Origin of the sequence: Erythrobacter sp. Alg231-14 (assembly GCF_900149685.1) — a bacterium.
Classification (GTDB): Bacteria; Pseudomonadota; Alphaproteobacteria; order Sphingomonadales; family Sphingomonadaceae; genus Erythrobacter.
In genome coordinates this window covers 2,475,074-2,495,754 of record NZ_LT702999.1, presented here as the reverse complement: position 1 = coordinate 2,495,754, position 20,681 = coordinate 2,475,074, and the positions used below count along the sequence as shown (strand labels likewise).

The 20,681-nt window shown below is 56.5% G+C and carries 21 protein-coding genes and 1 tRNA gene; 14 read left to right on the top strand and 8 right to left on the bottom strand.

Annotated elements, in window-relative coordinates; translation table 11 throughout:
* Nucleotides 1-130: 130 nt before the first annotated feature.
* Entirely contained in the window at nucleotides 131-430 is a 300-nt protein-coding gene (locus BQ8290_RS11920; RefSeq protein ID WP_108792359.1) for an FtsB family cell division protein, read from the bottom strand.
* A gap of 218 nt (nucleotides 431-648) precedes the next feature.
* On the opposite strand from BQ8290_RS11920, the gene BQ8290_RS11915 reads away from it, so the two are divergent.
* The 3 genes from BQ8290_RS11915 to BQ8290_RS11905 all read left to right on the top strand — a co-directional run bounded on the left by BQ8290_RS11915 (nucleotide 649) and on the right by BQ8290_RS11905 (nucleotide 3,736).
* Nucleotides 649-1,524 carry a mechanosensitive ion channel domain-containing protein gene (locus tag BQ8290_RS11915; protein ID WP_108790597.1) on the top strand — a complete coding sequence of 292 codons (876 nt, stop codon included), beginning with the start codon at nucleotides 649-651 and terminating at the stop codon, nucleotides 1,522-1,524.
* 80 nt (nucleotides 1,525-1,604) lie between these two features.
* Nucleotides 1,605-2,519, top strand: coding sequence for a haloalkane dehalogenase (locus tag BQ8290_RS11910; protein WP_108790595.1), 915 nt, complete (start codon nucleotides 1,605-1,607; stop codon nucleotides 2,517-2,519).
* A 62-nt stretch (nucleotides 2,520-2,581) separates the two neighbouring features.
* Nucleotides 2,582-3,736 carry an MFS transporter gene (locus BQ8290_RS11905; protein ID WP_108790593.1) on the top strand — a complete coding sequence of 385 codons (1,155 nt, stop codon included), beginning with the start codon at nucleotides 2,582-2,584 and terminating at the stop codon, nucleotides 3,734-3,736.
* A gap of 49 nt (nucleotides 3,737-3,785) precedes the next feature.
* Here BQ8290_RS11905 and BQ8290_RS11900 read toward each other — a convergent pair.
* The 4 genes from BQ8290_RS11900 to grxC all read right to left on the bottom strand — a co-directional run bounded on the left by BQ8290_RS11900 (nucleotide 3,786) and on the right by grxC (nucleotide 5,515).
* A tRNA-Arg gene (locus tag BQ8290_RS11900) sits at nucleotides 3,786-3,859 on the bottom strand.
* Between the two features lie 33 nt (nucleotides 3,860-3,892).
* Nucleotides 3,893-4,414: a DUF1178 family protein gene (locus tag BQ8290_RS11895; protein WP_108790591.1), complete on the bottom strand. Its 522-nt coding sequence runs from the start codon at nucleotides 4,412-4,414 to the stop codon at nucleotides 3,893-3,895.
* A 6-nt stretch (nucleotides 4,415-4,420) separates the two neighbouring features.
* On the bottom strand, nucleotides 4,421-5,248 hold the full coding sequence (locus tag BQ8290_RS11890; RefSeq protein WP_108790589.1) for a nitrilase-related carbon-nitrogen hydrolase: 828 nt from the start codon (nucleotides 5,246-5,248) through the stop codon (nucleotides 4,421-4,423).
* A 9-nt stretch (nucleotides 5,249-5,257) separates the two neighbouring features.
* Nucleotides 5,258-5,515, bottom strand: a complete 258-nt coding sequence (gene grxC, locus BQ8290_RS11885) for a glutaredoxin 3 (RefSeq protein ID WP_108790587.1) — start codon at nucleotides 5,513-5,515, stop codon at nucleotides 5,258-5,260.
* A gap of 207 nt (nucleotides 5,516-5,722) precedes the next feature.
* Between grxC and BQ8290_RS11880 the strand changes: the two genes are divergently transcribed.
* A complete protein-coding gene (locus BQ8290_RS11880; protein WP_108790585.1) occupies nucleotides 5,723-6,223 on the top strand; it encodes an Hsp20 family protein in 501 nt (166 codons plus the stop codon).
* A gap of 459 nt (nucleotides 6,224-6,682) precedes the next feature.
* Here BQ8290_RS11880 and BQ8290_RS11875 read toward each other — a convergent pair whose 3' ends face one another.
* The 3 genes from BQ8290_RS11875 to tpiA all read right to left on the bottom strand — a co-directional run bounded on the left by BQ8290_RS11875 (nucleotide 6,683) and on the right by tpiA (nucleotide 9,694).
* Nucleotides 6,683-8,320: a CTP synthase gene (locus BQ8290_RS11875; RefSeq protein ID WP_108790583.1), complete on the bottom strand. Its 1,638-nt coding sequence runs from the start codon at nucleotides 8,318-8,320 to the stop codon at nucleotides 6,683-6,685.
* A 129-nt stretch (nucleotides 8,321-8,449) separates the two neighbouring features.
* On the bottom strand, nucleotides 8,450-8,836 hold the full coding sequence (gene secG, locus BQ8290_RS11870) for a preprotein translocase subunit SecG (RefSeq protein WP_337661366.1): 387 nt from the start codon (nucleotides 8,834-8,836) through the stop codon (nucleotides 8,450-8,452).
* Nucleotides 8,837-8,929: 93 nt separating this feature from the next.
* Complete coding sequence (gene tpiA, locus BQ8290_RS11865) at nucleotides 8,930-9,694, bottom strand: triose-phosphate isomerase (RefSeq protein WP_108790582.1); 765 nt, start codon at nucleotides 9,692-9,694, stop codon at nucleotides 8,930-8,932.
* Nucleotides 9,695-10,007: 313 nt separating this feature from the next.
* On the opposite strand from tpiA, the gene BQ8290_RS11860 reads away from it, so the two are divergent.
* From BQ8290_RS11860 to lexA, 10 genes are all read left to right on the top strand, one after another.
* Nucleotides 10,008-11,945, top strand: coding sequence for a SurA N-terminal domain-containing protein (locus BQ8290_RS11860; protein WP_108790580.1), 1,938 nt, complete (start codon nucleotides 10,008-10,010; stop codon nucleotides 11,943-11,945).
* Nucleotides 11,946-12,081: 136 nt separating this feature from the next.
* Complete coding sequence (gene trpE / locus BQ8290_RS11855; protein ID WP_108792355.1) at nucleotides 12,082-13,563, top strand: anthranilate synthase component I; 1,482 nt, start codon at nucleotides 12,082-12,084, stop codon at nucleotides 13,561-13,563.
* A gap of 25 nt (nucleotides 13,564-13,588) precedes the next feature.
* Nucleotides 13,589-14,464, top strand: a complete 876-nt coding sequence (locus tag BQ8290_RS11850) for a phosphodiester glycosidase family protein (RefSeq protein WP_108790579.1) — start codon at nucleotides 13,589-13,591, stop codon at nucleotides 14,462-14,464.
* Nucleotides 14,464-15,438, top strand: coding sequence for a prolyl aminopeptidase (pip, locus tag BQ8290_RS11845; RefSeq protein WP_337661365.1), 975 nt, complete (start codon nucleotides 14,464-14,466; stop codon nucleotides 15,436-15,438). The genes BQ8290_RS11850 and pip overlap by 1 nt, the downstream gene beginning before the upstream one ends.
* The gene (locus tag BQ8290_RS11840; RefSeq protein WP_108790578.1) at nucleotides 15,435-16,058 is read left to right on the top strand and encodes a glutamine amidotransferase-related protein; all 624 of its coding nucleotides are present in this window, start codon (nucleotides 15,435-15,437) and stop codon (nucleotides 16,056-16,058) included. Before pip ends, BQ8290_RS11840 begins: the two co-directional genes overlap by 4 nt.
* Nucleotides 16,055-17,047 (top strand): anthranilate phosphoribosyltransferase, encoded by a 993-nt coding sequence (gene trpD / locus BQ8290_RS11835; RefSeq protein ID WP_108790577.1) that lies wholly within the window; start codon nucleotides 16,055-16,057, stop codon nucleotides 17,045-17,047. The genes BQ8290_RS11840 and trpD overlap by 4 nt, the downstream gene beginning before the upstream one ends.
* 8 nt (nucleotides 17,048-17,055) lie before the next feature.
* Nucleotides 17,056-17,844, top strand: a complete 789-nt coding sequence (trpC, locus tag BQ8290_RS11830) for an indole-3-glycerol phosphate synthase TrpC (RefSeq protein WP_108790576.1) — start codon at nucleotides 17,056-17,058, stop codon at nucleotides 17,842-17,844.
* A 217-nt stretch (nucleotides 17,845-18,061) separates the two neighbouring features.
* Nucleotides 18,062-18,538 carry a cyclic pyranopterin monophosphate synthase MoaC gene (gene moaC / locus BQ8290_RS11825; protein ID WP_108790574.1) on the top strand — a complete coding sequence of 159 codons (477 nt, stop codon included), beginning with the start codon at nucleotides 18,062-18,064 and terminating at the stop codon, nucleotides 18,536-18,538.
* Nucleotides 18,535-19,749 (top strand): molybdopterin-binding protein, encoded by a 1,215-nt coding sequence (locus tag BQ8290_RS11820; protein WP_108790573.1) that lies wholly within the window; start codon nucleotides 18,535-18,537, stop codon nucleotides 19,747-19,749. Before moaC ends, BQ8290_RS11820 begins: the two co-directional genes overlap by 4 nt.
* A gap of 211 nt (nucleotides 19,750-19,960) precedes the next feature.
* On the top strand, nucleotides 19,961-20,662 hold the full coding sequence (lexA, locus tag BQ8290_RS11815; RefSeq protein WP_108790572.1) for a transcriptional repressor LexA: 702 nt from the start codon (nucleotides 19,961-19,963) through the stop codon (nucleotides 20,660-20,662).
* The last annotated feature ends 19 nt before the right edge of the window (nucleotides 20,663-20,681 follow it).

The following is a 20,681-nucleotide window of genomic DNA, read 5'->3' as shown; positions in this document are numbered from 1 at the left end:
ACGCGCAAATTCGGGACCGCTATAGGCGCGATTTTACACCTGACGCAACGGAAAGCAGCCCGCGAGGCAAGCAATTACCAAACCGGTTAAAAATGGTGAATCGTCAAACCAAAAGAGCCCTAATTGGGCCTCAATCGTCATCCAAGGTTACGACGATCTCATCCGGGTGGAGCACACCAAGGTCTTCGCGGATAAGTTCGCTAACCAAATCGGGATCGGCGCCGTTGGGGTCGAGCAGTTCCACCCGATTGCGCAACGCGTCGCGTTCTTCGATTAGGATGGCGATCCGCGCTTTGCGTTGTTCCAACACTTCGTCATTCTCGGCCCAGGCCAACAGCCCAGTTGGCCCAGCAATCGCAGCCACAGTCAAGGCAACGAGCAGCACAAGCGCAAGCGCCTGCTTTGTCTGCTCGTTTGCTGTCTTGCGCATTGTGGTGTCCCCTGATCTGTTATCCACAGAATCATAGTTAACCGCCCGCATCAAGGGAAATGCGCCATTATGTGCAAATTAGCTGGGCCATAGCCCGCGGATGCGGCGAAAATGCCGCAAGAATCCAAAAGAGCCGCGAAATTTCTTAATTCGACACTTTCTTGGAACAACCGCCCCGCCCCACCCATTGATCCCACCTAAGGAGGAAATCTTCCCTCATGATTCAAACTTTGATCGAACAACTCAACACAATGGCCGAAAACTTGGTGGCGTCCATTCCAGCAATTGTGATCGCCTTGATCATCATTCTGCTCACCGCTGTCATCGCAAAATCCGCAACCCGAATTAGCAAGAAATTGATCGGCAAGACCGAGTTGCGCCCATCGTTGCGCAACCTCTTGGACACTCTGGTTCGGCTTGGCGTGTGGGTCACCGGCATGATGATCGCGGGGATCGTCGTGTTCCCGAATTTCAGTCCATCCAGCCTCATCGCAGGATTGGGTATCGGCGCGGTGGCGATCGGGTTTGCGTTTCAAGATTTCTTTGAAAATTTCCTCGCTGGCGTGATGATCATGCTGCGCGACAAGATGCAGATCGGCGATGTGATCAAAACAGGCGACATCCACGGTACGATCGAATTCATCAGTTTACGCGAAAGCCATATCCGCGCGTTTTCCGGAGAGCTGCACGTCCTGCCCAATTCGCAATTGTTCAAAGATCCGGTCGAAATCGTCACCGATTTGAAAGAGCGTCGTTATGAGTTGGTGATCGGCGTCGCTTATGACACCGATCTGAACCGGGCGAGCGAGGTTATCCGCGCATCCTTGGAAAGCTGTGATTTGATCAATGCAGAACGTGACATTTACGTGCTTGCTGACGCGTTCAACTCCAGTTCGGTTGATTTCATTGTGCGATGGTGGGCGGCGTCTTCGGGCGCGGCATCCGCGTTAAACCGTGATCAGGCCGTTCGAGCAATCAAACACGGATTGGACGAAGCCGGAATTGAAATCCCCTACCCCCAAGTCACCAACACTTTCAAAGGGCGTCTGCAGTTGGAGCAATCGTCTGCGGAAGATGCAGCGGGGGCATCTTAGGAAATCGGCGATCAGAAAACCGGCGTGTGGCCAATAAGTTTTTCCGTGCTACTGATCTTTCGACCTAAGGAGACAATGCAATGGAAATTCTAAAGGCTGACCTTGCACGCTTTGCTGCCATCCCAGACTATCCGTTTGCCGAAAATTGGACGGATATCGATTTGGGTGACGGGCATACAGGCCGGATGCATTACGTGGATGAAGGGCCCAAGGATGCCCCGCCCGTCCTGCTGTTCCACGGAGAGCCCAGCTGGAGTTTCCTTTATCGCAAGATGATACCGGTTCTGCTCGATGCCGGTTTTCGTTGCCTCGCGCCCGACCTGATCGGATTTGGCAAAAGCGATAAGCCGGACGATATCGGGTTTTACACCTATGACCGTCACATCGATTGGCTATCCCAATGGCGCACCGCCGTTTTGCCACAGCCCGCCGGTCTCTTCTGCCAGGATTGGGGCGGATTGCTCGGCCTAAGAATGGTTGGCGAAAACCCGGATCTTTTCAGCTTTGTCGTCGCCAGCAACACGTTCCTTCCCGAAGGCGGCGGAACCGCATCACCAGCATTCCTCGCATGGCGAGAATTTGCGAAGGCATCGCCAGACTTCAAGATTGGAGGCATTTTGCAAGGAGCGTCCGCAACTGAGCTCTCCGCCGAAGAAGTCGCAGCCTACGATGCGCCTTTCCCCGATGAACCCAGCAAAGCCGGTGCCCGAGCATTCCCACAACTTGTTCCAATCGAGGACGAGAAGCCGGGCGTGGCGGAAAACAAGGCCGCGTGGAAAGCATTGGCGACGTTTGAAAAACCGTTTCTGACTATCGTCGGCGAAGACGATGCCGTCCTCGGCAAGACGACCGCCGTAATGGCAGACCGGGTCGCGGGCGCTGCGGGATTGCCGCATTTCTCTCTCTCAACCTGCGGTCATTTCTGCCAAGAAGATCGTCCGGTTGAATTAGCCCAAGGCGTGATTGATACGGCCAAAAAGGCGGACATTCTCTGACTGAGGCAACCGACCAAGCACCCCCGTCCGTTCTTAGCCGGGGGCAAGAATACGCTTTGACGGTGACGGTCGCGATCGTCACCGCCAACGCGTATTATATTCACCCCATCATCGGCGAAGTCGCGAGCAGTTTTGGCGTGAGCGATGCGCAGATCGGCATTGTCCCGGCACTCAATCAATTTGCGCTTGCGATCGGGATATTGTTGCTGCTTCCGCTGGGAGATCGGTATTCCAACCGCGCATTGTGTATCGCATTTGTGATTGCGCAATGCGTGTTCATGTTGGCGATGGCGATGGCAACAGGTTTCGCCGCCTTCACCATCGCATCGACCGCGTTGGGCTTTGTCACCATTGCCCCATATTTGATCCCGGCATTCGCCTCCAAACGCGTTGCCCCCGAACGATTGGGTCAGGTCACCGCGCTGCTTACCGCTGGTGTGATTTTCGGCATTCTGGTCGCCCGGGTGGGGGCCGGGATTATCGCAGAAAATTACGGATGGCGCAGTGTGTATTGGTGCGCCTTTGCTTTGATGGTGGCGGTCACCGTGCTTTTGCCCATCACCCTTAAGACAGACAGCGGCATCGCGGCGCGCAAATCACCCCAAGGATCGTATTTCGCGCTGTTGCGGTCTGTTTTTGAATTGGCCCGCGCGCATCGGGATATGATGATATCCGCGCTTATTCAGGCGCTCAATTTTGCATCGTTTACCGCTACATGGTTGGCGCTGGCGCTGCATTTGACCAGCGATGAATTGGGCTATGGCGTCGATACGGTTGGCTATCTCGCCGGGATCTCCGCGCTCAGCATATTTTCCACGCCGCGTTTTGGTCGATGGGCCGACGCCATTGGCGCGCGCCGAGCACGCAGCATCGCCGCGATTGTTCAATGCATCGGCATATCTTTGATGTACCCGCTGGGTTGGGATGTTTGGACGGTTCTTGTCCCATTGTTGTTGATCAACATTGTTGGGCCAACGGTGGATGTGACCGGGCGCATGACGTTCTTATCGCTCGATCCGGCCATCCGGACCCGCCTTACCACGACATACATCGTCATCATGTTTATCGGCGGCTCAATCGGCAGCGTCGTTGGCACCGCGATCTATGATTTCGGAGGATGGGGAGCAACCTGCGCCGGTTTGATGGCGATTTCCTTAGGCGTCCTCATCCTATCCGGTTGGGCAGAGCGCAGTTGGAACCGAACGAACGCAGCATAACGGCGATCAATGGATCCGAAACTCAGCGAGCGTAAAAAAAGGGGAAACGTGTCCTCGACAGGATTCGAACCTGTGGCCTCCGGATTAGGAATCCGATGCTCTATCCACCTGAGCTACGAGGACATGCAAGCCGCAATAGCAGCGCAGGCGAACCAATCAATTCAGTTTGTCAGGCGGTGCAACGGGAAATGGCAGTGCGGCGACCTGGACCCCTTCTTCGGCCAGCGACTGCGCCTCTTCTAGGCTTGCTTGGCCGTGGATCGGTTTTTCATCGCTTTCACCATAATGCATGGCGCGCGATTGGGCCGCGAAATCCTTGCCCACCCAAGTGCTTTTTTCCAAAGCTTTTTGTTGAGCCGTGGCGAGAGCTTTGAGGGCTTTCTCCATTTCGGCTGGCATAGGCGTGTTGGAAACGGGTTTCGCATCCGGCGCGGGCACCGACTTTGGAACAGGAGCGATCTCCTGCGCGCCTTGATCGGGTGCAGCCCCTTGATGATCGGGTCGGGTGTTTCCTTTTGCACCCACCGCGGGTGCCATCACCGCTTTGTCCACCGCGGATGAACCGCATTCCGGACAAGTGACCAATCCACGCTCGCATTGGGATTCGTAATCCGATGAGGAACCGAACCACCCCTCGAACCGGTGGTCTTGGTCACATTGAAGGTCAAAAACGATCATGATGCGCTAATTGGCGATTTCGCGCCGATTGGCAAGACTGGGCACTTGGCCCCTCACCTCGGCGATGCGCGCCAAATCAATGTCGCAATATCCGATACCCGGCGTTTCACCGCCCATATCCAGCAGCACGTCGCCCCATGGGTCCACAACCAGTGAATGGCCGTATGTGGTGCGACCATCTGCGTGTTTCCCAACTTGCGCAGCGGCAATCACAAATGCGCTCGCTTCGATGGCGCGGGCGCGCAGCAGGACATGCCAATGCGCTTTGCCGGTTGGAACGGTGAAAGCAGCGGGGATCGAAATCGCATCGCATTCCCGCCTGCCAAGTTCTTCAAATAAAGCGGGAAAGCGCATGTCGTAGCAAATGGCCAAACCAAGCCGCCCGATTGGCGTATCTTCCACCGTGACGACTTCCTCGCCCGCTTGATATGCGCTGCTTTCGCGCCATTTCTCACCGGTCGAAAGCTCGACGTCGAACATATGCATCTTGTCATAGGTGACAGCGGATTGTTGGTCGAAATTATCGCGCGAGAAATAGTAGGCTCGATTGGCATTAAGCGTTTCGGTCACTGGCATGGGCAAGGAGCCAAGCGCGATGTCGATCTTGTGGTTCTCAGCCAGCGAAGCGAGCGATCTGAGCACTTCTTCATAGTATCCGGCACTTAGATGCGCATTCGCGCGTTTCCGATCGCGGTCGAGCAAAGCAGCCATCTCGGGAGTGAACAGTATCTGCGCCCCAGCTTCGGCCGCGTCCTTAACCGCGGAATGGATAACGGCGAGGTTTTCCTTAGGATCAATGCCCGAATTCATCTGAAGAACAGCGATCTTGGGCATTAGAGCGCCTTAGCCTGCCAGCAACGCGTCAAGCTTGCCCGACGCCTCAAGCGCGGCCAGCTCATCCGAACCGCCAACATGGGTGTCGCCAATGAATATCTGGGGCACAGTCCTAGCTTGCGGCGCGCGGGCAACCATCTCGTCACGTTTTGGTCCGCCCATCGAAATGTCGAACTCGTTAAATTCGACCCCCTTTTGCGACAAAAGGCGTTTGGCGCGCACGCAAAATGGGCACGTGAATTTGGTGTAGATATCGATCGTTGGCATTGTCTTGGCGTATCCTCGTAATGACCCAATCGGATCGGCATCGCTGCGCCGATTGAACCTCTTGAAAGCACTTTCACGATCCCTAACTAATGTGTGTCGTCCCGTTCCGCCAGTCTTGGGGAACACATTGGGTTCGATGAATGCGGGCGCTGCGTGAGGCAGGCCCGTGAACAAACACAGATTGCTCAATCAAGAGGATTTGAAATTATGTCACGTCTCGATTTTACACCCTATCGCCGCAGCACCGTTGGTTTTGACCGGCTCTTCGACATGCTCGAAAGCCAAGCGCGCGCCAATTCGGGTGACAATTACCCCCCTTTCAACATTTCTAAGAGCGGTGAAGACAATTATCGTATTGTCTTGGCCGTCGCCGGTTTCCGCCCTCAGGATATCGACATTACGGCGCAAGCGAACCTTTTGACCGTACAGGGCAAAAAACGCGATGACGTCGATGATGGCTCGGAACTGCTCCATGTGGGGATCGCCAATCGTGGATTTGAACGCCGATTTGAATTGGCCGATTACGTCCGCGTCGCAAATGCCGATTTGGCCGACGGTTTGTTGGTGATCGACTTGGTGCGCGAAGTGCCCGATGCGATGAAGCCTAAGAAGATCGCGGTGAACGGTGGAGCCACTCTAACCGCCGTCCCGAGCAGCGAACCAAGCGAGGATGGGAAGCCATCCGACCCGTCGGTCAACGCCGCCTAACCGGTTAGCTCAAAAATTGAATGATAAAGTGGGGGCGGTCCTATTGGACCTGCCCCCGCGACTTTACGTCGCCTCGTCCAGCCCTGACCGTCCGGGTCGCAGAAGACGGTCAAATCTAGCGCGAGTTCGGCTGCAGCACCCACCGCTTAATCACGGCGGCGCGCTGCGCAACTCTATGTCTTTCTTACCCCTCCGTCGGTTTTCACATTCTGGATCCCCCGATCCGCACCTCCGCTATACTGCGTAGGTACCCCTTATGAAAACCTATAGGCTTTGCGCAGCGTAAGCCGCATTTTGGTGCGACGCGCAAGAGGTAATTCACGCGCTTGTACAAACACGTCACATACATTTTGATAAAGCGCGCCATCCGATAGACTACGCAAGTCCGCAATATCGGCGCGTGATGGGTTTGGCGTCAAATGTGCTCGCACCGCATTCAATGCGGAAAACCCAAAAGGTTTACACCAAGCGTGATTGTTCCAACGCCGCGGCGATAAAGCCGGCGAACAAAGGATGGGGATCAAACGGCCGTGACTTCAATTCCGGGTGGAATTGAACACCAACAAACCATGGGTGATCGGGCCGTTCGACAATCTCCGGCAACAATCCATCAGGCGACATGCCGGCAAACACCAAGCCCTGTCCTTCGAGCGCTTCGATATAGGCTGCGTTCACCTCGTAACGATGGCGATGCCGCTCTGAAATCGTTGTAGCGCCGCCATAGATCCGCGACGTGTGGCTGTTGGCCGACAATTTGGCTTCATACGCACCAAGACGCATGGTCCCGCCAAGATCCCCACCCTCTTCGCGTTGTTGGATGCCTTCTTCGCTCATCCATTCGCTGATAATGCCAACCACCGGTTCGCCGGTTTCGCCAAATTCAGTGGAGGATGCCTTGTCAAAGCCGGCTTCTCGCGCACCCTCGACACACGCCATTTGCATGCCCAAGCAAATGCCAAAGAACGGCACATTGCGCGTCCGTGCAAAACGGACACTGGAAATCTTACCTTCGCTGCCGCGTTCACCAAAGCCGCCGGGAACCAGAATGCCGTGCATCGGCTCCAACGCAGAGACAATGTCGCTTTCATTGTCGCCTTCGAAGATTTCGGCGTCGATCCACTTGATGTTGACCTTCACACGGTTTGCCATGCCGCCATGCACCAAAGCTTCGTTGAGGCTTTTATACGCGTCGGGCAGGCCAACATATTTGCCAACAACGCCGATGGTCACTTCGCCTTCGGGGTGGAAGTATCGATCGGTTACATCGGCCCAACCGCTCAGATCGGGTTCCGGTGCGTTGGTGATGCCAAATCCGCGCAAGACTTCTGCGTCGAGACCTTCCTGGTGATATTGCAACGGCACCGAATAAATCGATGGCGCGTCCAGAGCCGGAATGACCGATTCTTTGCGCACGTTACAGAAATTCGCGATTTTCTGACGCTCACCATCCGGGATCGGATGTTCGGCCCGGCACAACAATACATCAGGCTTGATGCCCAAACTGGCCAATTCGCGGACGGAATGCTGCGTAGGCTTTGTCTTCAACTCACCGGCCGCGGCGATGTACGGAACCAAGGTAACGTGCACGCTGAGCGTTTGCATCGGTTCCAAATCGTTCCGCAATTGCCGGATCGCCTCCATAAATGGGAGAGATTCGATGTCGCCGACCGTGCCGCCGATTTCGCAGAGAATGAAATCCAGGTCGTCCTGATCGTCCAATGCGAACTGTTTGATCGCGTCAGTCACATGCGGGATCACCTGAACGGTGGCCCCCAAATAGTCGCCTCGGCGCTCTTTCGCGATGATGTCCCGATAGACGCGGCCTGATGTGATGTTGTCGCTCTGACGTGCGGATACGCCCGTGAAGCGTTCGTAATGGCCCAGATCAAGGTCGGTTTCCGCCCCATCATCGGTCACATAAACCTCTCCGTGCTGATACGGGCTCATCGTGCCCGGATCGACATTGAGATAGGGGTCAAACTTACGAATACGCACCTTGTACCCGCGCGCTTGTAGAAGCGCAGCGAGACTTGCTGCCATGAGACCTTTGCCGAGCGAGGAGACCACGCCGCCGGTTATAAAAATGTACCGCGCCATGGGAGCCGAGCCTTAAGCGTGTGAGGGGATTCGTGGCAAGCGAATTGATCGCTCAAATGCCGAGCAATCCACAAGCATGATTATTTGAAAGCGTGGGCGGCGCATAAAAACGCCCCCAACTCAGGATATTTAGTCGTCGAGCAAATCGTCTTCGGGCGCGGCCGCTTCGGCTTCGCCTTCGGTCGGTTGCGCCAACAGATCGCCGCCAATTGGCACATCCAAGAGATCTTCTTGGACCGGTGCCTCTACTTCGCGGTTTAGATCCGACGTCACGTCAGAAACACTGCCCTCACTAACGGCAAGCGCCGCAAGCGTGATGGAGAGCACAACGAACGCCACGGCGAGCCATTTGGTCGCACGGGTCAAGAAATCTGCCGCACCACGCGCGCCCAAAGCACCAGACGGATTACCGCCAATACCAAGGCCACCGCCTTCGGACCGCTGCATCAATACGACGCCAACGAGTCCCGCAGCCACAATGGTTTGAATAACGGTAAGGATAATGAACAGCGACATGAACTTCTTCTAATCGAATTGCTTAGGTTGCAGCGCATCTAGTGATGCATGCGCCCCGAGGCAAGTGACCGTGGGGTTTGATTGGGAAAAGGGTTACCCTTCTTCCGTTTCCCCAGCGGCCAGTGCAATGCCCATAAAGCTGTCTGCGGTGAGGCTGGCCCCGCCAACCAAGGCGCCGCCAACGTCGGTCACACTCAAAATTTCGCCCGCATTTTCGGGCTTTACGGAACCGCCGTACAAAATGCGGATTTCCGAACCGGCCTCTTCACCAAACAAAGTGATGAGCAGTTTGCGGATTTCGCCGTGCATTTCTGCGATATCATCAGTCGTTGCGGTTTTGCCCGTGCCAATCGCCCAAATGGGTTCGTAAGCAACGGTCAATTTTTCCGCAGCGTCTTCGATTCCTTCGGGCAAGGACGCTTTGAGCTGTTTTTTAACATGCGCCACTGCACGTCCGGCATCGCGCGTCTTTTCCGTTTCACCGCAACACATGATGACGCGCAAACCGGCGTTGAACGCGGCCTGAGCCTTGTCACGCACCAACGCATCATTTTCCCCGTGACCCTGACGCCGTTCGCTGTGGCCCAAAATAACGAATTTCGCACCGGCATCGGCCAACATCGGCGCCGACACTTCGCCGGTGTGCGCCCCACTTTCTTGGTCGTGGCAATCCTGTGCGCCCACAACAATCTGCTCCGCCTCGCGATGGACGGGGTGAATCAAAGTGTATGGCGGCGCGATGGCCACTTCCACTTTCATGTGACGTTGGGCGGCGCGATCAATGGCGCGTGCTTCGGAAAGCATGGCGCGGGTGCCGTGCATTTTCCAATTTCCAACAATGTAAGGCCTAAGCGGCATTATTTAATCCTGAACCAGTGAGGGAGTTGTTCGAGTGTAATCATACGATTCTTTGACCCGATGTAGGGTCATGGGGGGGCGTCCGCTAGCGGAGGTGAATACTTTAGTCAAAAGCTTCGCCAACCTGTTGCCGCGAGGTCGCAGGGTCGATACAGCGCGGGGAAACCGCCGACAGTGCGTCGGTTTGGTCGAATCTGATGGCCCTTACCCCCTTTGCAGCCGTCATATTTGGCCTAAATACACAATCATGCGCCTCAATACGAGAGGCGCATTGTTCGATTTACGAATACGGATACGCAGGAAGAACTTCACCATGATTTCGATGTTTCGCAACTTTTTTCAGTCGAAAATCGGACTGCCGATCTTTCTCATTTTCCTTGTTGTTGTGGTTTTGGCCTTCGCTGCCGGCGACATTAGCGGCTCTTCGACCTTTGGTGGTCTAAGGGGGGATGATAAGGTTGCGACCGTCGGTGATGAGAGCATCTCAGCCAACGAACTAGAAGCCGCGGCGAACAACGCCTTGCGCCGCGCACGCTCCGAAAATCCGCGCCTTACGATGCCGGAATTCGTGGAAGGCGGCGGCCTCGAAGGTGAACTTGACTTGTTCATTGATCGTTATGCGATGGGGCTTTTCGCACAAAGTTACGGCCTGCGGGCCGGTGAAAACCTTGTGAACAGCGAAATTTTGAAGATCGATGCGTTTTTGGATTTCAACGGTGAGTTCGATCAAGCGGCGTATGAACGCGCCTTGCGCGATCAACGGATCACCGATGCCAATCTACGTCGCGACATTGGTGACGGATTGCTCGCGCAACAAATTCTACGCCCCGCATTTGGTGCGCCACAGACTTCCAGAACGGTCGCGCGCCAATACGCTGCGCTGTCGTTGGAACGTCGGATTGGTGAAATTGGTCTTATCCCCAGCGACGCATTCGCGCCGGAAGAAGATCCAACCGACGAACAATTGACCGCCTATTACGAAATCAATCAGAGCGACTTTGTGTTGCCAGAGCGGCGCACCATTCGTTTTACAGGTTTTGGCCCTGGCAATGTAACCGCCGACCTTACCCCGAGATCGGAACAGATTGCCGCACGGTTTGAAACCAACGCCGACGAATACGCAGCATCCGAATTGCGTTCGATCAGCTCTTTCGTGGTTCCAACACAAGAAGCCGCCGATGCATTGGTGGCACGCATTCGTAGCGGCATTTCAATCGAAGCCGCCGCCAATGAAGCGGAATTTCAGGTTTCGGCCAGCGAACTGCGCGATGAAGCAACCACCGCGGTCGAAACAAGCGTTGAGTTGGCCAACAGCATTTTCGCCGCCGACCAAGGCGACGTTGTTGATCCCGCACGTGGCGATTTTGGCTTTGTGATCGCACGGGTCGACAATGTGGAAGTGATCGCCGCGCGCTCCCTTGACCAAGTGAGCGACGAAATTTCTGCTCAATTGTTGGTCGAAGCGCGCGCAAACGCGTTGGAGGAATTGAGCGAACAGATCCAAGATAAGGTGGAATCTGGCACGTCGCTCGCCGATGTGGCCACCGAATTCGAATTGGAAATCAACGTCGTTGAGAATGTGCTTGCCGATGGCCGTCAATTTGGATCGTTTGAACAGGGTATCGCCCCTGCCCTTCGCCCCATCGTTGATACCGCATTCCAAATGGAAGAAGGCCGCCCGCAACTCGCCGAACTGGTTGCTGGAACGCAATTTTTGATCTTTGACGTTGTCGACATCACCCGCAGCGCGGCCCCACCTTTGGACGAAGTGCGCGATGATCTTACGTTTGGCTGGCGTCGTTCCGAAGGGAACAAAATGGCCGAAGAGGCAGCCTCTCGTATCCTTACTGCCGTTCGCGGTGGTGAAACGTTGAGCGATGCCATGCGCGCGGAAAACAGTGATCTGACGCAGATTGAAAACATCAGCCTGCGCCGCAGCGAATTGTTGGCCGATCAAAGTCGCCGCGTTCCCGCCCCGTTGGTCTTGTTGTTCTCCATGGCGGTCGATTCGACCAAATCGCTGGAAGAGGCGAACGATTTGGGTTGGTTCATCGTTGATCTGGATCGCATCGAAGTCGATCCAATCGAGGATGACAGCGGATTGATCGAGAGCGCTCAGGCGGAATTCTCCCGCGTCCTCGTCTCGGAATACAACCAACAATTGATGCGGGCGATCCGATCAGAGGTTGGCGTAGAGCGTAATGAGGAAGCCATAGAGGCGATCCGCCAAACGCTTTCTGGCGAAAACTGAGGCTGAATATGCTGCGGTCAACTTGCTTGATAATTGCGTGACAGAAACGGCCAATCCTCAACCCAACGCTTTGACATCCGGTGCCCCACTCCCATCCGGATTGGAAAACGCCGCCAAGGCGCGCGACGCATTGGCGATGGGCAATCCGACATTGGTATGGCGCAAAATCGTCGCAGACAGCGACACGCCGGTGGGCGCAGCGCGTCGGTTGATAGAACCCGGGCGCGGTGATTTCCTGCTGGAATCGGTGGAAGGCGGCGAAGTGCGTGGGCGATACAGCCTGCTTGGCCTCGACCCCGATTTGGTGTTCCGCGCGAGCGAAGGCGTCGCGGCGATCAATCCGGCCTGGAAGACCGATCGCGAAGCGTTTGAAACCTGTGTCGAGGATGACGGTTCGAACAGCGACGCGATGAAGGAATTGCGCGTGTTGGCCGACAAATGCCGCATCGATGTGCCCAACGCTTTGCCCCCGGCATTGGCGTGTTTGGTGGGGTATTTTGGGTATGAGACCATTGGTCTTGTCGAGAAATTGCCGCGCGCCGCGCCCAGCGAGTTGGCATTGCCCGACATGCTATTTGTGCGCCCGACCGTCATCTTGGTCTTTGATGGCCTATCTGACGAATTGTTCTGCATCGCGCCCATATGGGCGTCCTCCAATCCCAACCTCAGCATTGAACAAGCTGGCGAACGCATTGACGAAACCTTGCGCGCTCTCGCCCACAACCGCCCCGCAGAGCCTCGCGCCAGCGCCGATGCGATCACGCCAGAGCTAACGCCGGTAATGTCGGGCGAGGAATACAAAAGCCTCGCTTTGCGCGCCAAGGACTACATCTTGGCCGGCGACATTTTTCAGGTTGTGCTCGCCCAACGTTTCACCTGTCCGTTCGAATTGCCACCGTTGGAGCTGTATCGGTCCTTGCGCCGGGTCAATCCATCACCGTTCCTCTATTTCCTCGACTTACCCGGTTTTGCCATTGTCGGGTCCAGCCCAGAGATCTTAGTCCGGGTGAGAGACGGCGAAGTGACCATCCGTCCAATCGCCGGGACGCGCCCGCGCGGTGCAAGCAGGGTCGAAGACGACGCGAACGAAGAAAGCCTCTTGGCCGATCCTAAAGAGCGCGCTGAACATTTGATGCTGCTCGATCTTGGTCGAAATGACGTGGGCCGTGTTGCTGCAAAAGGCAGCGTCGAGGTCACCGACAGTTTCACCATCGAACGATACAGCCATGTGATGCACATCGTTAGCAATGTGATCGGCGAATTGGCGGATGATAAAGACGCAATCGATGCGTTGTTCGCAGGCTTTCCCGCCGGAACGGTATCCGGCGCACCCAAAATTCGCGCCTGTGAGATTATCGCGGAATTGGAGCCCGAAACACGCGGCGCCTATGCCGGCGGGGTCGGATATTTCGCCCCCGATGGATCGGTGGATTCATGCATCGTTCTGCGTACCGCCGTCGTCAAAGACGGGACCATGCATGTTCAAGCCGGCGCGGGTATCGTTGCCGACAGCGATCCGGAATATGAACTTGCCGAATGCCGGGCCAAAGCCGGCGCGTTGATTGCCGCCGCCCGCGAAGCGGTTCGCGTGGCAAGCGAACCGACATTTGGCCAATGACCCTAGTTTTTAGATGAGCGTTCCTATGACCCCACACGGCCCTTCACCAACCCGGATTGCATCCTTGGGCGCATTGGCTGCGGCGTTGCTGCTGACCGCATGCGATGCCCGACCCGCGGGTGAGCCTGTGGTAAGAACGGAATTGGGCGAGCCGGTCGAAAGCGTATCATCGCAATCTGATCAAGCGGCCCTCGACGAAGCGGCTGCTGCAGAACTGGCTCTCGCGCAGGGGAACGGCCCTTGCCAATCGGTGACATTCGAAGGGGTCCCCCTCACCCACTGCATCGCAGACCCCGAACAGCATCGCATCCGCGCATCACTGGCCCCGTCCAGCGGCGCAAATTTCGGCACAATCGAAGGGTGGGCCGCTGGTCGCAATGAAAGCGATATCGCCTTCGTCATGAACGGCGGAATGTACGACGATAACCTTAAAGCGATGGGGTATTTCGTGCAGGATTCCGACCGCCTCGTCGAACTCAATCGCGCAGATGGCAGCGGTAATTTCTTTCTAAAGCCAAACGGAGTGTTCTTTGGCAGCAATGACCGTTGGCGCATTTTGGACACCGAAACGTTCCTAAGGACGATCGGCGATCGCCCGCAGTTTGGCACGCAATCGGGGCCTATGTTGGTCATCGGAGGCGACCTGCACCCAGACATCCAAGACAACGGCCCATCAAAAGCCATTCGTAACGGGGTGGGCATCGACGCTTCGGGCAAAGCGCATTTTGTAATCTCGGATGCTCCGCTAAGTTTTGGACAATTGGCGCGGTTTTTCCGTGATGAATTGAACGCGACCAATGCGTTGTTCCTGGACGGGAACATTTCATCGCTTTGGAACCCGGCGACGGGCCGGATGGACAGCCGCCGTGTCGGCCCGTTGTTGGTTGTGGAGACGAAATAATGTCGAACTCGAACATGCTCACCTACGAACGGACGCTCTATCCCGAGATTGAGCCCTATGAGACGGGCATGCTGGACGTGGGTGACGGGCATCAATTGTATTACGAGCGGTGCGGCACGCCGGGGGCGAAGCCTGCGGTTTTCCTGCACGGCGGACCTGGCGGCGGTATGTCTCCGTCGCATCGTCGACAATGGGATCCGGAGCTGTACGACGTTCTGCTTTTTGATCAGCGTGGCTGTGGGCAATCCACGCCGTTCGCCGAGATTGAAAACAACGACACTTGGCGGATTGTGGCCGATATTGAACGGCTTCGCGAAATGTGCGGGCACGATGCGTGGCAAGTGTTCGGCGGAAGCTGGGGCGCGACCCTTGCGCTGGCCTATTCACAAACGCACCCCGACCGCACGACAGAGATCGTCCTGCGCGGTGTCTTCCTAGCCCGGCAGAAAGAGAAAGGCTGGCTCTATCGATTTGGCGCGAGCGAGATCATGGCCGAACAATGGGACCAGTTTGCGGGCCTCATCCCAGAGGGCGAGCGTGATGACCTAGTCAAAGCCTATTACGCGCGCCTGACGAGCGATGATGAAGCGACCCGGCTTGCCGCGGCAAAAGAATGGTCTTTGTGGGAAGGCACGGTCGCGACCTTGCTGCCAAACGAAGATCTCTTGGCCGAATTCGAAGACCCATCCAAGGCGGTCCCGTTCGCGCGGATATGCGCACGCTTCTTCCTCGAAGACTTCTTCCTTGAAGAGGCGCAATTGGTCAAAGACGCGCACAAAATCGCGCATATCCCGACGATCATTGTGCAGGGTCGTCATGACATCTGCACCCCGCCGGGCGCCGCATGGGAGATCAAGAAAGCCATGCCGAAAGCAGAATTGTGGATGGTCCATGATGCCGGGCACAGCGCCAGTGAACCGGGCATTATAGATGGTCTGGTCCGCGCGACGGACAGGTTTGCGAGTAAGATATGAGCGGAGCCGACATTCTCGTCATCGATAATTACGACAGTTTCACGTTCAATCTGGTCCATTATTTGATGGAGTTGGGCGCTGATGTGCGGGTTGAACGCAATGATGCGATCACCGCTGCTGACGCGATTGCAACCGGCGCAAAGGGGATGTTGATTTCCCCCGGCCCCTGCACTCCCAATGAAGCGGGGATTAGCCTCGATCTTGTCGCGGCCTGTGCGGACAGCGAAACGCCCTTGCTCGGCGTGTGTTTGGGCCACCAATCCATCGGTCAACACTTTGGCGGCACGGTTACGCGCGGCGGTTTGATGCATGGCAAAACTTCGCCGGTTACCCACGATGGAACGGGCGTTTTTGCCGGGCTGCCCTCCCCCTACACCGCAACGCGCTATCACAGTTTGGAAGTGGTCGATGTGCCGTCATCTTTGATCGCGAATGCGCATGCCGACACGCCCGGTCTCACCACCGCCAGCGTCATGGGTTTTCGCCACGAAACGCTGCCCATCCATGGGGTGCAATTCCATCCAGAGAGCATCGCGACCGATCACGGGCATGCGTTGCTCGCCAATTTCCTGAAAATTTGCGGCGTCGATGCGCGCCTGCCCGAAAGAGTAACCGCATGAGCGTGCTTCCCGATATTTCCAAACCTCTTACCGAAACGCAGGCCGAAACCGCGTTTGGAACGCTGCTCGATGGCGCGCCTAGCGTCGAAGAAATCGAACAGTTCCTTATCGATCTCTCTGTTCGCGGAGAGACATCGAACGAGATTGCGGGTGCGGCGCGAGCGTTGCGGGCGCGGTTGATCCCGATTGATGCCCCAGAGGGCAGCATCGATGTGTGCGGAACGGGCGGCGATGGTCACCACACGCTCAACGTGTCTACCGCGGTTAGCCTTGTCGTTGCGGCATGCGGCGTTCCTGTGGCCAAGCACGGCAACCGCGCGGCATCATCCAAAGCAGGGGCGGCGGACACGTTGGAGGCGTTGGGCCTCGATATGGATGCGGCAGGTAAGACAGCGGAGAAAACGCTCAACGAATTGGGCATTTGCTTTCTGTTCGCGAAAAACCATCACCCGGCGATGGGGCGTATCCAACCAATCCGAACCAAGATCGGCAAACGAACAATCTTCAATCTGATGGGCCCGCTTTCCAATCCGGCTGGCGTTAAAAGCCAGCTGATCGGGATCGCAAGACCGGCTTATGTGCCGATCTATGCCGGGGCCTTGGCCAAGCTTGGCACGGGGCGTTCTTTAATCATTTCTGGTGATGAAGGACTTGATGAATTGAGCCTAGCGGGCGGCAATGAAGTTGCAATCGTCACAGGCAATACATTCGAAATGCAGCGTTTGCACCCCGATGATGCCGGACTACCGGTGGCACCAATCGAAGCGATACGGGGCGATGATGCCGTGCACAATGCGGCCGCTCTCAATGCATTGTTGATGGGCGCGCCCGGCCCATATCGCGATGCCGTTTTGTTCAACGCGGCCGGCGCGTTGCAAGTGGCCAATAAGGGCAGCGATTGGGCCGACCGCGTTGCTATGGCAGCCGAGTCCATAGACAGTGGGCGAGCAAAGGACCTGCTGCAAAGCTGGATCGCATTGGCGAAATAGGGCGCGACATGAACAAGTTAGAAGAAATATGTTCGCACAAAGTCGGCGAAGTCGACACGCGCAAAGCCGCCACTTCAACGGGCGAATTGCAGGCCCGCGCGAACGAGCAAAGCGATGTGCGCGGATTTGAAAATGCCTTGCGCAGCGCATCAAAGGGCGGATTTGGATTGATCGCCGAAATCAAAAAGGCGAGCCCTTCTAAAGGCCTGATCCGCGCCGATTTCCGCCCCTCCGATCACGCCGCCGCCTATCAAGCAGGGGGTGCTGCGTGTCTCTCCGTCCTAACCGATGCGCCCTATTTCCAAGGGCATGAAGATTTCCTGATCGCAGCGCGCGCGGCCTGCGACCTGCCGGTCTTGCGCAAAGATTTTATGGTCGACCCATGGCAATGCCTCGAAGCGAGAGCGATGGGGGCCGATGCGATCCTAATCATCGTTGCCGCGTTGGAAGACAGCGCGATGAAAGAGATCGAAAGTGCTGCGCGCGATCATTCTATGGATGTTCTGATCGAAGTGCATGATGAGGCAGAGATGGAGCGTGCTTTGACGCATTTGTCGTCGCAATTGATCGGGGTGAACAACCGCAACCTTAAAACGTTTACGACATCGCTCGAAACGACAGAACGATTGGCACCGATGGTCCCCGAAAGCGCGTTGATTGTGGGGGAAAGCGGCATTGCAACGCATGCTGATTGCACCCGATTGTCGCAAAGTGGGGTGAACACCTTCCTTGTCGGAGAAAGCTTGATGCGCGCTGACGATGTTGCCGCCGCCACACGCGCGCTGCTTGGTCAATAGGCCGCTTGGTCAAAAGTCTCATCAAAAGCCACACTGTCCTACTTCGACGCGTCATGGCATGACGGCCCAATGGACATAATGGACCTCAGAATAAGTGGCAGATTTTGCGCCGAAGAGGGCCGGCGGCTTTGTCCCTCCGGACCGTGTAACATGCGGTCCATGTCTCTGGTCAGGTTGATCAGCACTCGTCTTGGAAATGGGCGCTAAGGAATTGAGTATGAACGGTTTAACCCATCTAGGCGAAGACGGTGCGGCGCGCATGGTCGACGTAGGATCCAAGGTCGAAACGCATCGCGTTGCAATCGCCTCGGGGCGGATCACCATGTCGGCCCAATCGCTCATCGCCATTCGCGAAGGTGACGCCCCAAAAGGCGACGTTTTGGGAACCGCCCGCCTTGCCGGGATCATGGCCGCCAAACGCACAGGCGACCTCATCCCCTTGTGTCACCCGCTCGGACTGGAAGCTGTGAATGTCGAATTCGAGTTGGAAGACACCGCCATTCGCGCCACTGCCACCGCATCCTTGACCGGTAAGACCGGGGTGGAAATGGAGGCGATGGTGGCCGTCTCGACTGCTTTGCTCACCATCTATGATATGGCCAAAGCGATCGACAAAGGGATGGTGATCGACGCGGTGCGATTGATCGAAAAGCGTGGGGGCAAATCCGGTACATGGAAAGCAGACGCGCAATGAGCGCATTGCTGACCTTGGAAGAGGCGCAGGCGCGATTGCTCGCCCTCGCCCCGCAACCCGCGCTAACGCGTTCGGGCGTTGCCATCGCACACGGCGCCTTTTTGGCCGAAGACCTTTTGGCCATGCGCACACAACCGGCCGCCGACCTATCGGCGATGGATGGCTACGCCATTTGCGGTGATGGTGCATCCGGCGCCAAAGGCACATGGACATTGGTCGGCGAAAGCCGCGCTGGGTTGCCATTCGACGGCGCATTGAAGGATGGTCAGTGCGTTCGGATATCAACCGGCGCCCATGTCCCACCCAGTGGTATCAGCGTTCTGATCCAAGAAAACGCCCACGTTGATGGCGATACAATCTCCCTCGCCCCCGATGAGCAAGCACCCGAAGACGGTCGACACATCCGCAAAGCCGGGTTCGACTTCACCAAGGGTCAAACGATCTTGGGCAAAGGGACACGAATGGGCCCGGCGCAAATTGCCCTCGCTCTGTCTGCTGGCCACGACACCATCCTGCATCGCGAGAAGCCCTACACCTCTGTCTTAGACAGCGGTTCGGAGCTGACGCAATTCGCGGCAGATTGCCAACCGCATCAGATCCCGGCCAGCAATGGGGCGATGATCGCCGCCATGTTGCAACCCTTCACAGGGCTCGTCGAGAATCTAGGCCCCGTTCCAGACGATATGGATGCACTTGCCGCCGCATTGGACAAGGCTGACGGACACATACTGATCACGTCAGGGGGCGCATCCGTCGGCGATCACGATCTCATGCAGGCCGCATTGAAGGCGTGGGGCGCTGAGATCGATTTTTGGAAAGTCGGGATTAAACCCGGCAAGCCGTTGATGGTCGCGACGCGAGGGAAAGGGGATGAAAGGCAAGTCATACTGGGCTTACCGGGCAATCCTGTTTCCAGCTTTGTCACTGCATTCCTATTCGCTTTGCCTTTGGTGAAAGCGGCCATTGGCGACCCTGAGCCGTTGCCAAAGCCGACCTATGTGAAATCTGCCGAGGCACTGCCCGCGGTGGGAACCCGCAGAGAGTTCCTGCGCGGCGTGTGCGATGGCGCAACCGTCAAACGCGCGGCGTCGCAGGATTCGAGCGCCCTGCTCGCCCTGGCATCATCCAATTGCCTAATAGATCGACCCGCCGGGTCAGATGCGGTCGCGATCGGACAGCTTGTTCCCATCTTTCATCTTGAGAATGGCTGAATTGCGCGGTTTTACGCATTTCACCCGCTTGACTTAACTCCGTAAGTTGCCTAATTGTTCTGTATTCGTTCACCATATCGGTGCGCGATCAATGCTTCGAACGCATCGTTATTCTGGTCTGTGATCGGGCGATGCCTCTGGGGGTGACAGAGTTTGGCACCGGGTCTGTGTAATAAAACAGGCTGTGCGGTGCGCCTTAGGGAGTTTGCTGATGTTAACGGCAAAGCAACACGAATTGATCCGCTTCATTCAAGAGCGGTTGGAAGACACTGGCATCTCGCCAAGTTTCGAAGAAATGAAAGAGGCGCTCGATCTAAAGAGCAAATCGGGCGTTCACCGCTTAATCTCGGCTTTGGAAGAGCGTGGATTTATCCGACGTTTGCCAAACCGTGCCCGCGCTTTGGAAGTGATCAAACAACCCGAAGACGCGACCCCTGCACCACGAGCAAGCCAACCGGTAACGTTGGCGGCAAACGATGCGGTGCCTGCGGCGGTCCGTCCGAAAGTGGCAGCCCCCGAACCGGCGAACGACGTCATTGAAATTCCCCTTCATGGTCGCATCGCGGCCGGTGCTCCGATTGAGGCGTTGGAGGGACAAAGCTCTCTTCCTGTGCCTGCGGCATTGTTGGGACCGGGCGAACATTATGCGCTTGAGGTGTCGGGCGATTCCATGGTCGAAGCCGGTATTTTCGATGGTGACTTTGCGCTTGTTCGTCGCACCGACAATGCACGCGACGGAGAGATCGTCGTTGCGCTTGTTCGCGGCGAGGAAGCCACATTGAAATATCTGCACAAAGACAGCGGCATGGTCCGCCTTGATCCTGCGAATGCGGCTTATGACCCACAGGTCTACGGTGCAGAGGAAGTCCAAGTGCAAGGTAAGCTTGCCGGTCTGTTGCGACGCTACCATTAAGGGTTGGAGTTGAGCCGGG

Excerpts from the sequence above, each read along its gene's own strand:
- BQ8290_RS11920 (WP_108792359.1), bottom strand. The coding sequence starts at position 430 with ATGCGCAAGACAGCAAACGAGCAGACAAAGCAGGCGCTTGCGCTTGTG.
- BQ8290_RS11915 (WP_108790597.1), top strand. The coding sequence starts at position 649 with ATGATTCAAACTTTGATCGAACAACTCAACACAATGGCCGAAAACTTG.
- BQ8290_RS11910 (WP_108790595.1), top strand. The coding sequence starts at position 1,605 with ATGGAAATTCTAAAGGCTGACCTTGCACGCTTTGCTGCCATCCCAGAC.
- BQ8290_RS11895 (WP_108790591.1), bottom strand. The coding sequence starts at position 4,414 with ATGATCGTTTTTGACCTTCAATGTGACCAAGACCACCGGTTCGAGGGG.
- BQ8290_RS11890 (WP_108790589.1), bottom strand. The coding sequence starts at position 5,248 with ATGCCCAAGATCGCTGTTCTTCAGATGAATTCGGGCATTGATCCTAAG.
- grxC (WP_108790587.1), bottom strand. The coding sequence starts at position 5,515 with ATGCCAACGATCGATATCTACACCAAATTCACGTGCCCATTTTGCGTG.
- BQ8290_RS11880 (WP_108790585.1), top strand. The coding sequence starts at position 5,723 with ATGTCACGTCTCGATTTTACACCCTATCGCCGCAGCACCGTTGGTTTT.
- BQ8290_RS11875 (WP_108790583.1), bottom strand. The coding sequence starts at position 8,320 with ATGGCGCGGTACATTTTTATAACCGGCGGCGTGGTCTCCTCGCTCGGC.
- secG (WP_337661366.1), bottom strand. The coding sequence starts at position 8,836 with ATGTCGCTGTTCATTATCCTTACCGTTATTCAAACCATTGTGGCTGCG.
- tpiA (WP_108790582.1), bottom strand. The coding sequence starts at position 9,694 with ATGCCGCTTAGGCCTTACATTGTTGGAAATTGGAAAATGCACGGCACC.
- BQ8290_RS11860 (WP_108790580.1), top strand. The coding sequence starts at position 10,008 with ATGATTTCGATGTTTCGCAACTTTTTTCAGTCGAAAATCGGACTGCCG.
- trpE (WP_108792355.1), top strand. The coding sequence starts at position 12,082 with ATGGGCAATCCGACATTGGTATGGCGCAAAATCGTCGCAGACAGCGAC.
- BQ8290_RS11850 (WP_108790579.1), top strand. The coding sequence starts at position 13,589 with ATGACCCCACACGGCCCTTCACCAACCCGGATTGCATCCTTGGGCGCA.
- pip (WP_337661365.1), top strand. The coding sequence starts at position 14,464 with ATGTCGAACTCGAACATGCTCACCTACGAACGGACGCTCTATCCCGAG.
- BQ8290_RS11840 (WP_108790578.1), top strand. The coding sequence starts at position 15,435 with ATGAGCGGAGCCGACATTCTCGTCATCGATAATTACGACAGTTTCACG.
- trpD (WP_108790577.1), top strand. The coding sequence starts at position 16,055 with ATGAGCGTGCTTCCCGATATTTCCAAACCTCTTACCGAAACGCAGGCC.
- trpC (WP_108790576.1), top strand. The coding sequence starts at position 17,056 with ATGAACAAGTTAGAAGAAATATGTTCGCACAAAGTCGGCGAAGTCGAC.
- moaC (WP_108790574.1), top strand. The coding sequence starts at position 18,062 with ATGAACGGTTTAACCCATCTAGGCGAAGACGGTGCGGCGCGCATGGTC.
- BQ8290_RS11820 (WP_108790573.1), top strand. The coding sequence starts at position 18,535 with ATGAGCGCATTGCTGACCTTGGAAGAGGCGCAGGCGCGATTGCTCGCC.
- lexA (WP_108790572.1), top strand. The coding sequence starts at position 19,961 with ATGTTAACGGCAAAGCAACACGAATTGATCCGCTTCATTCAAGAGCGG.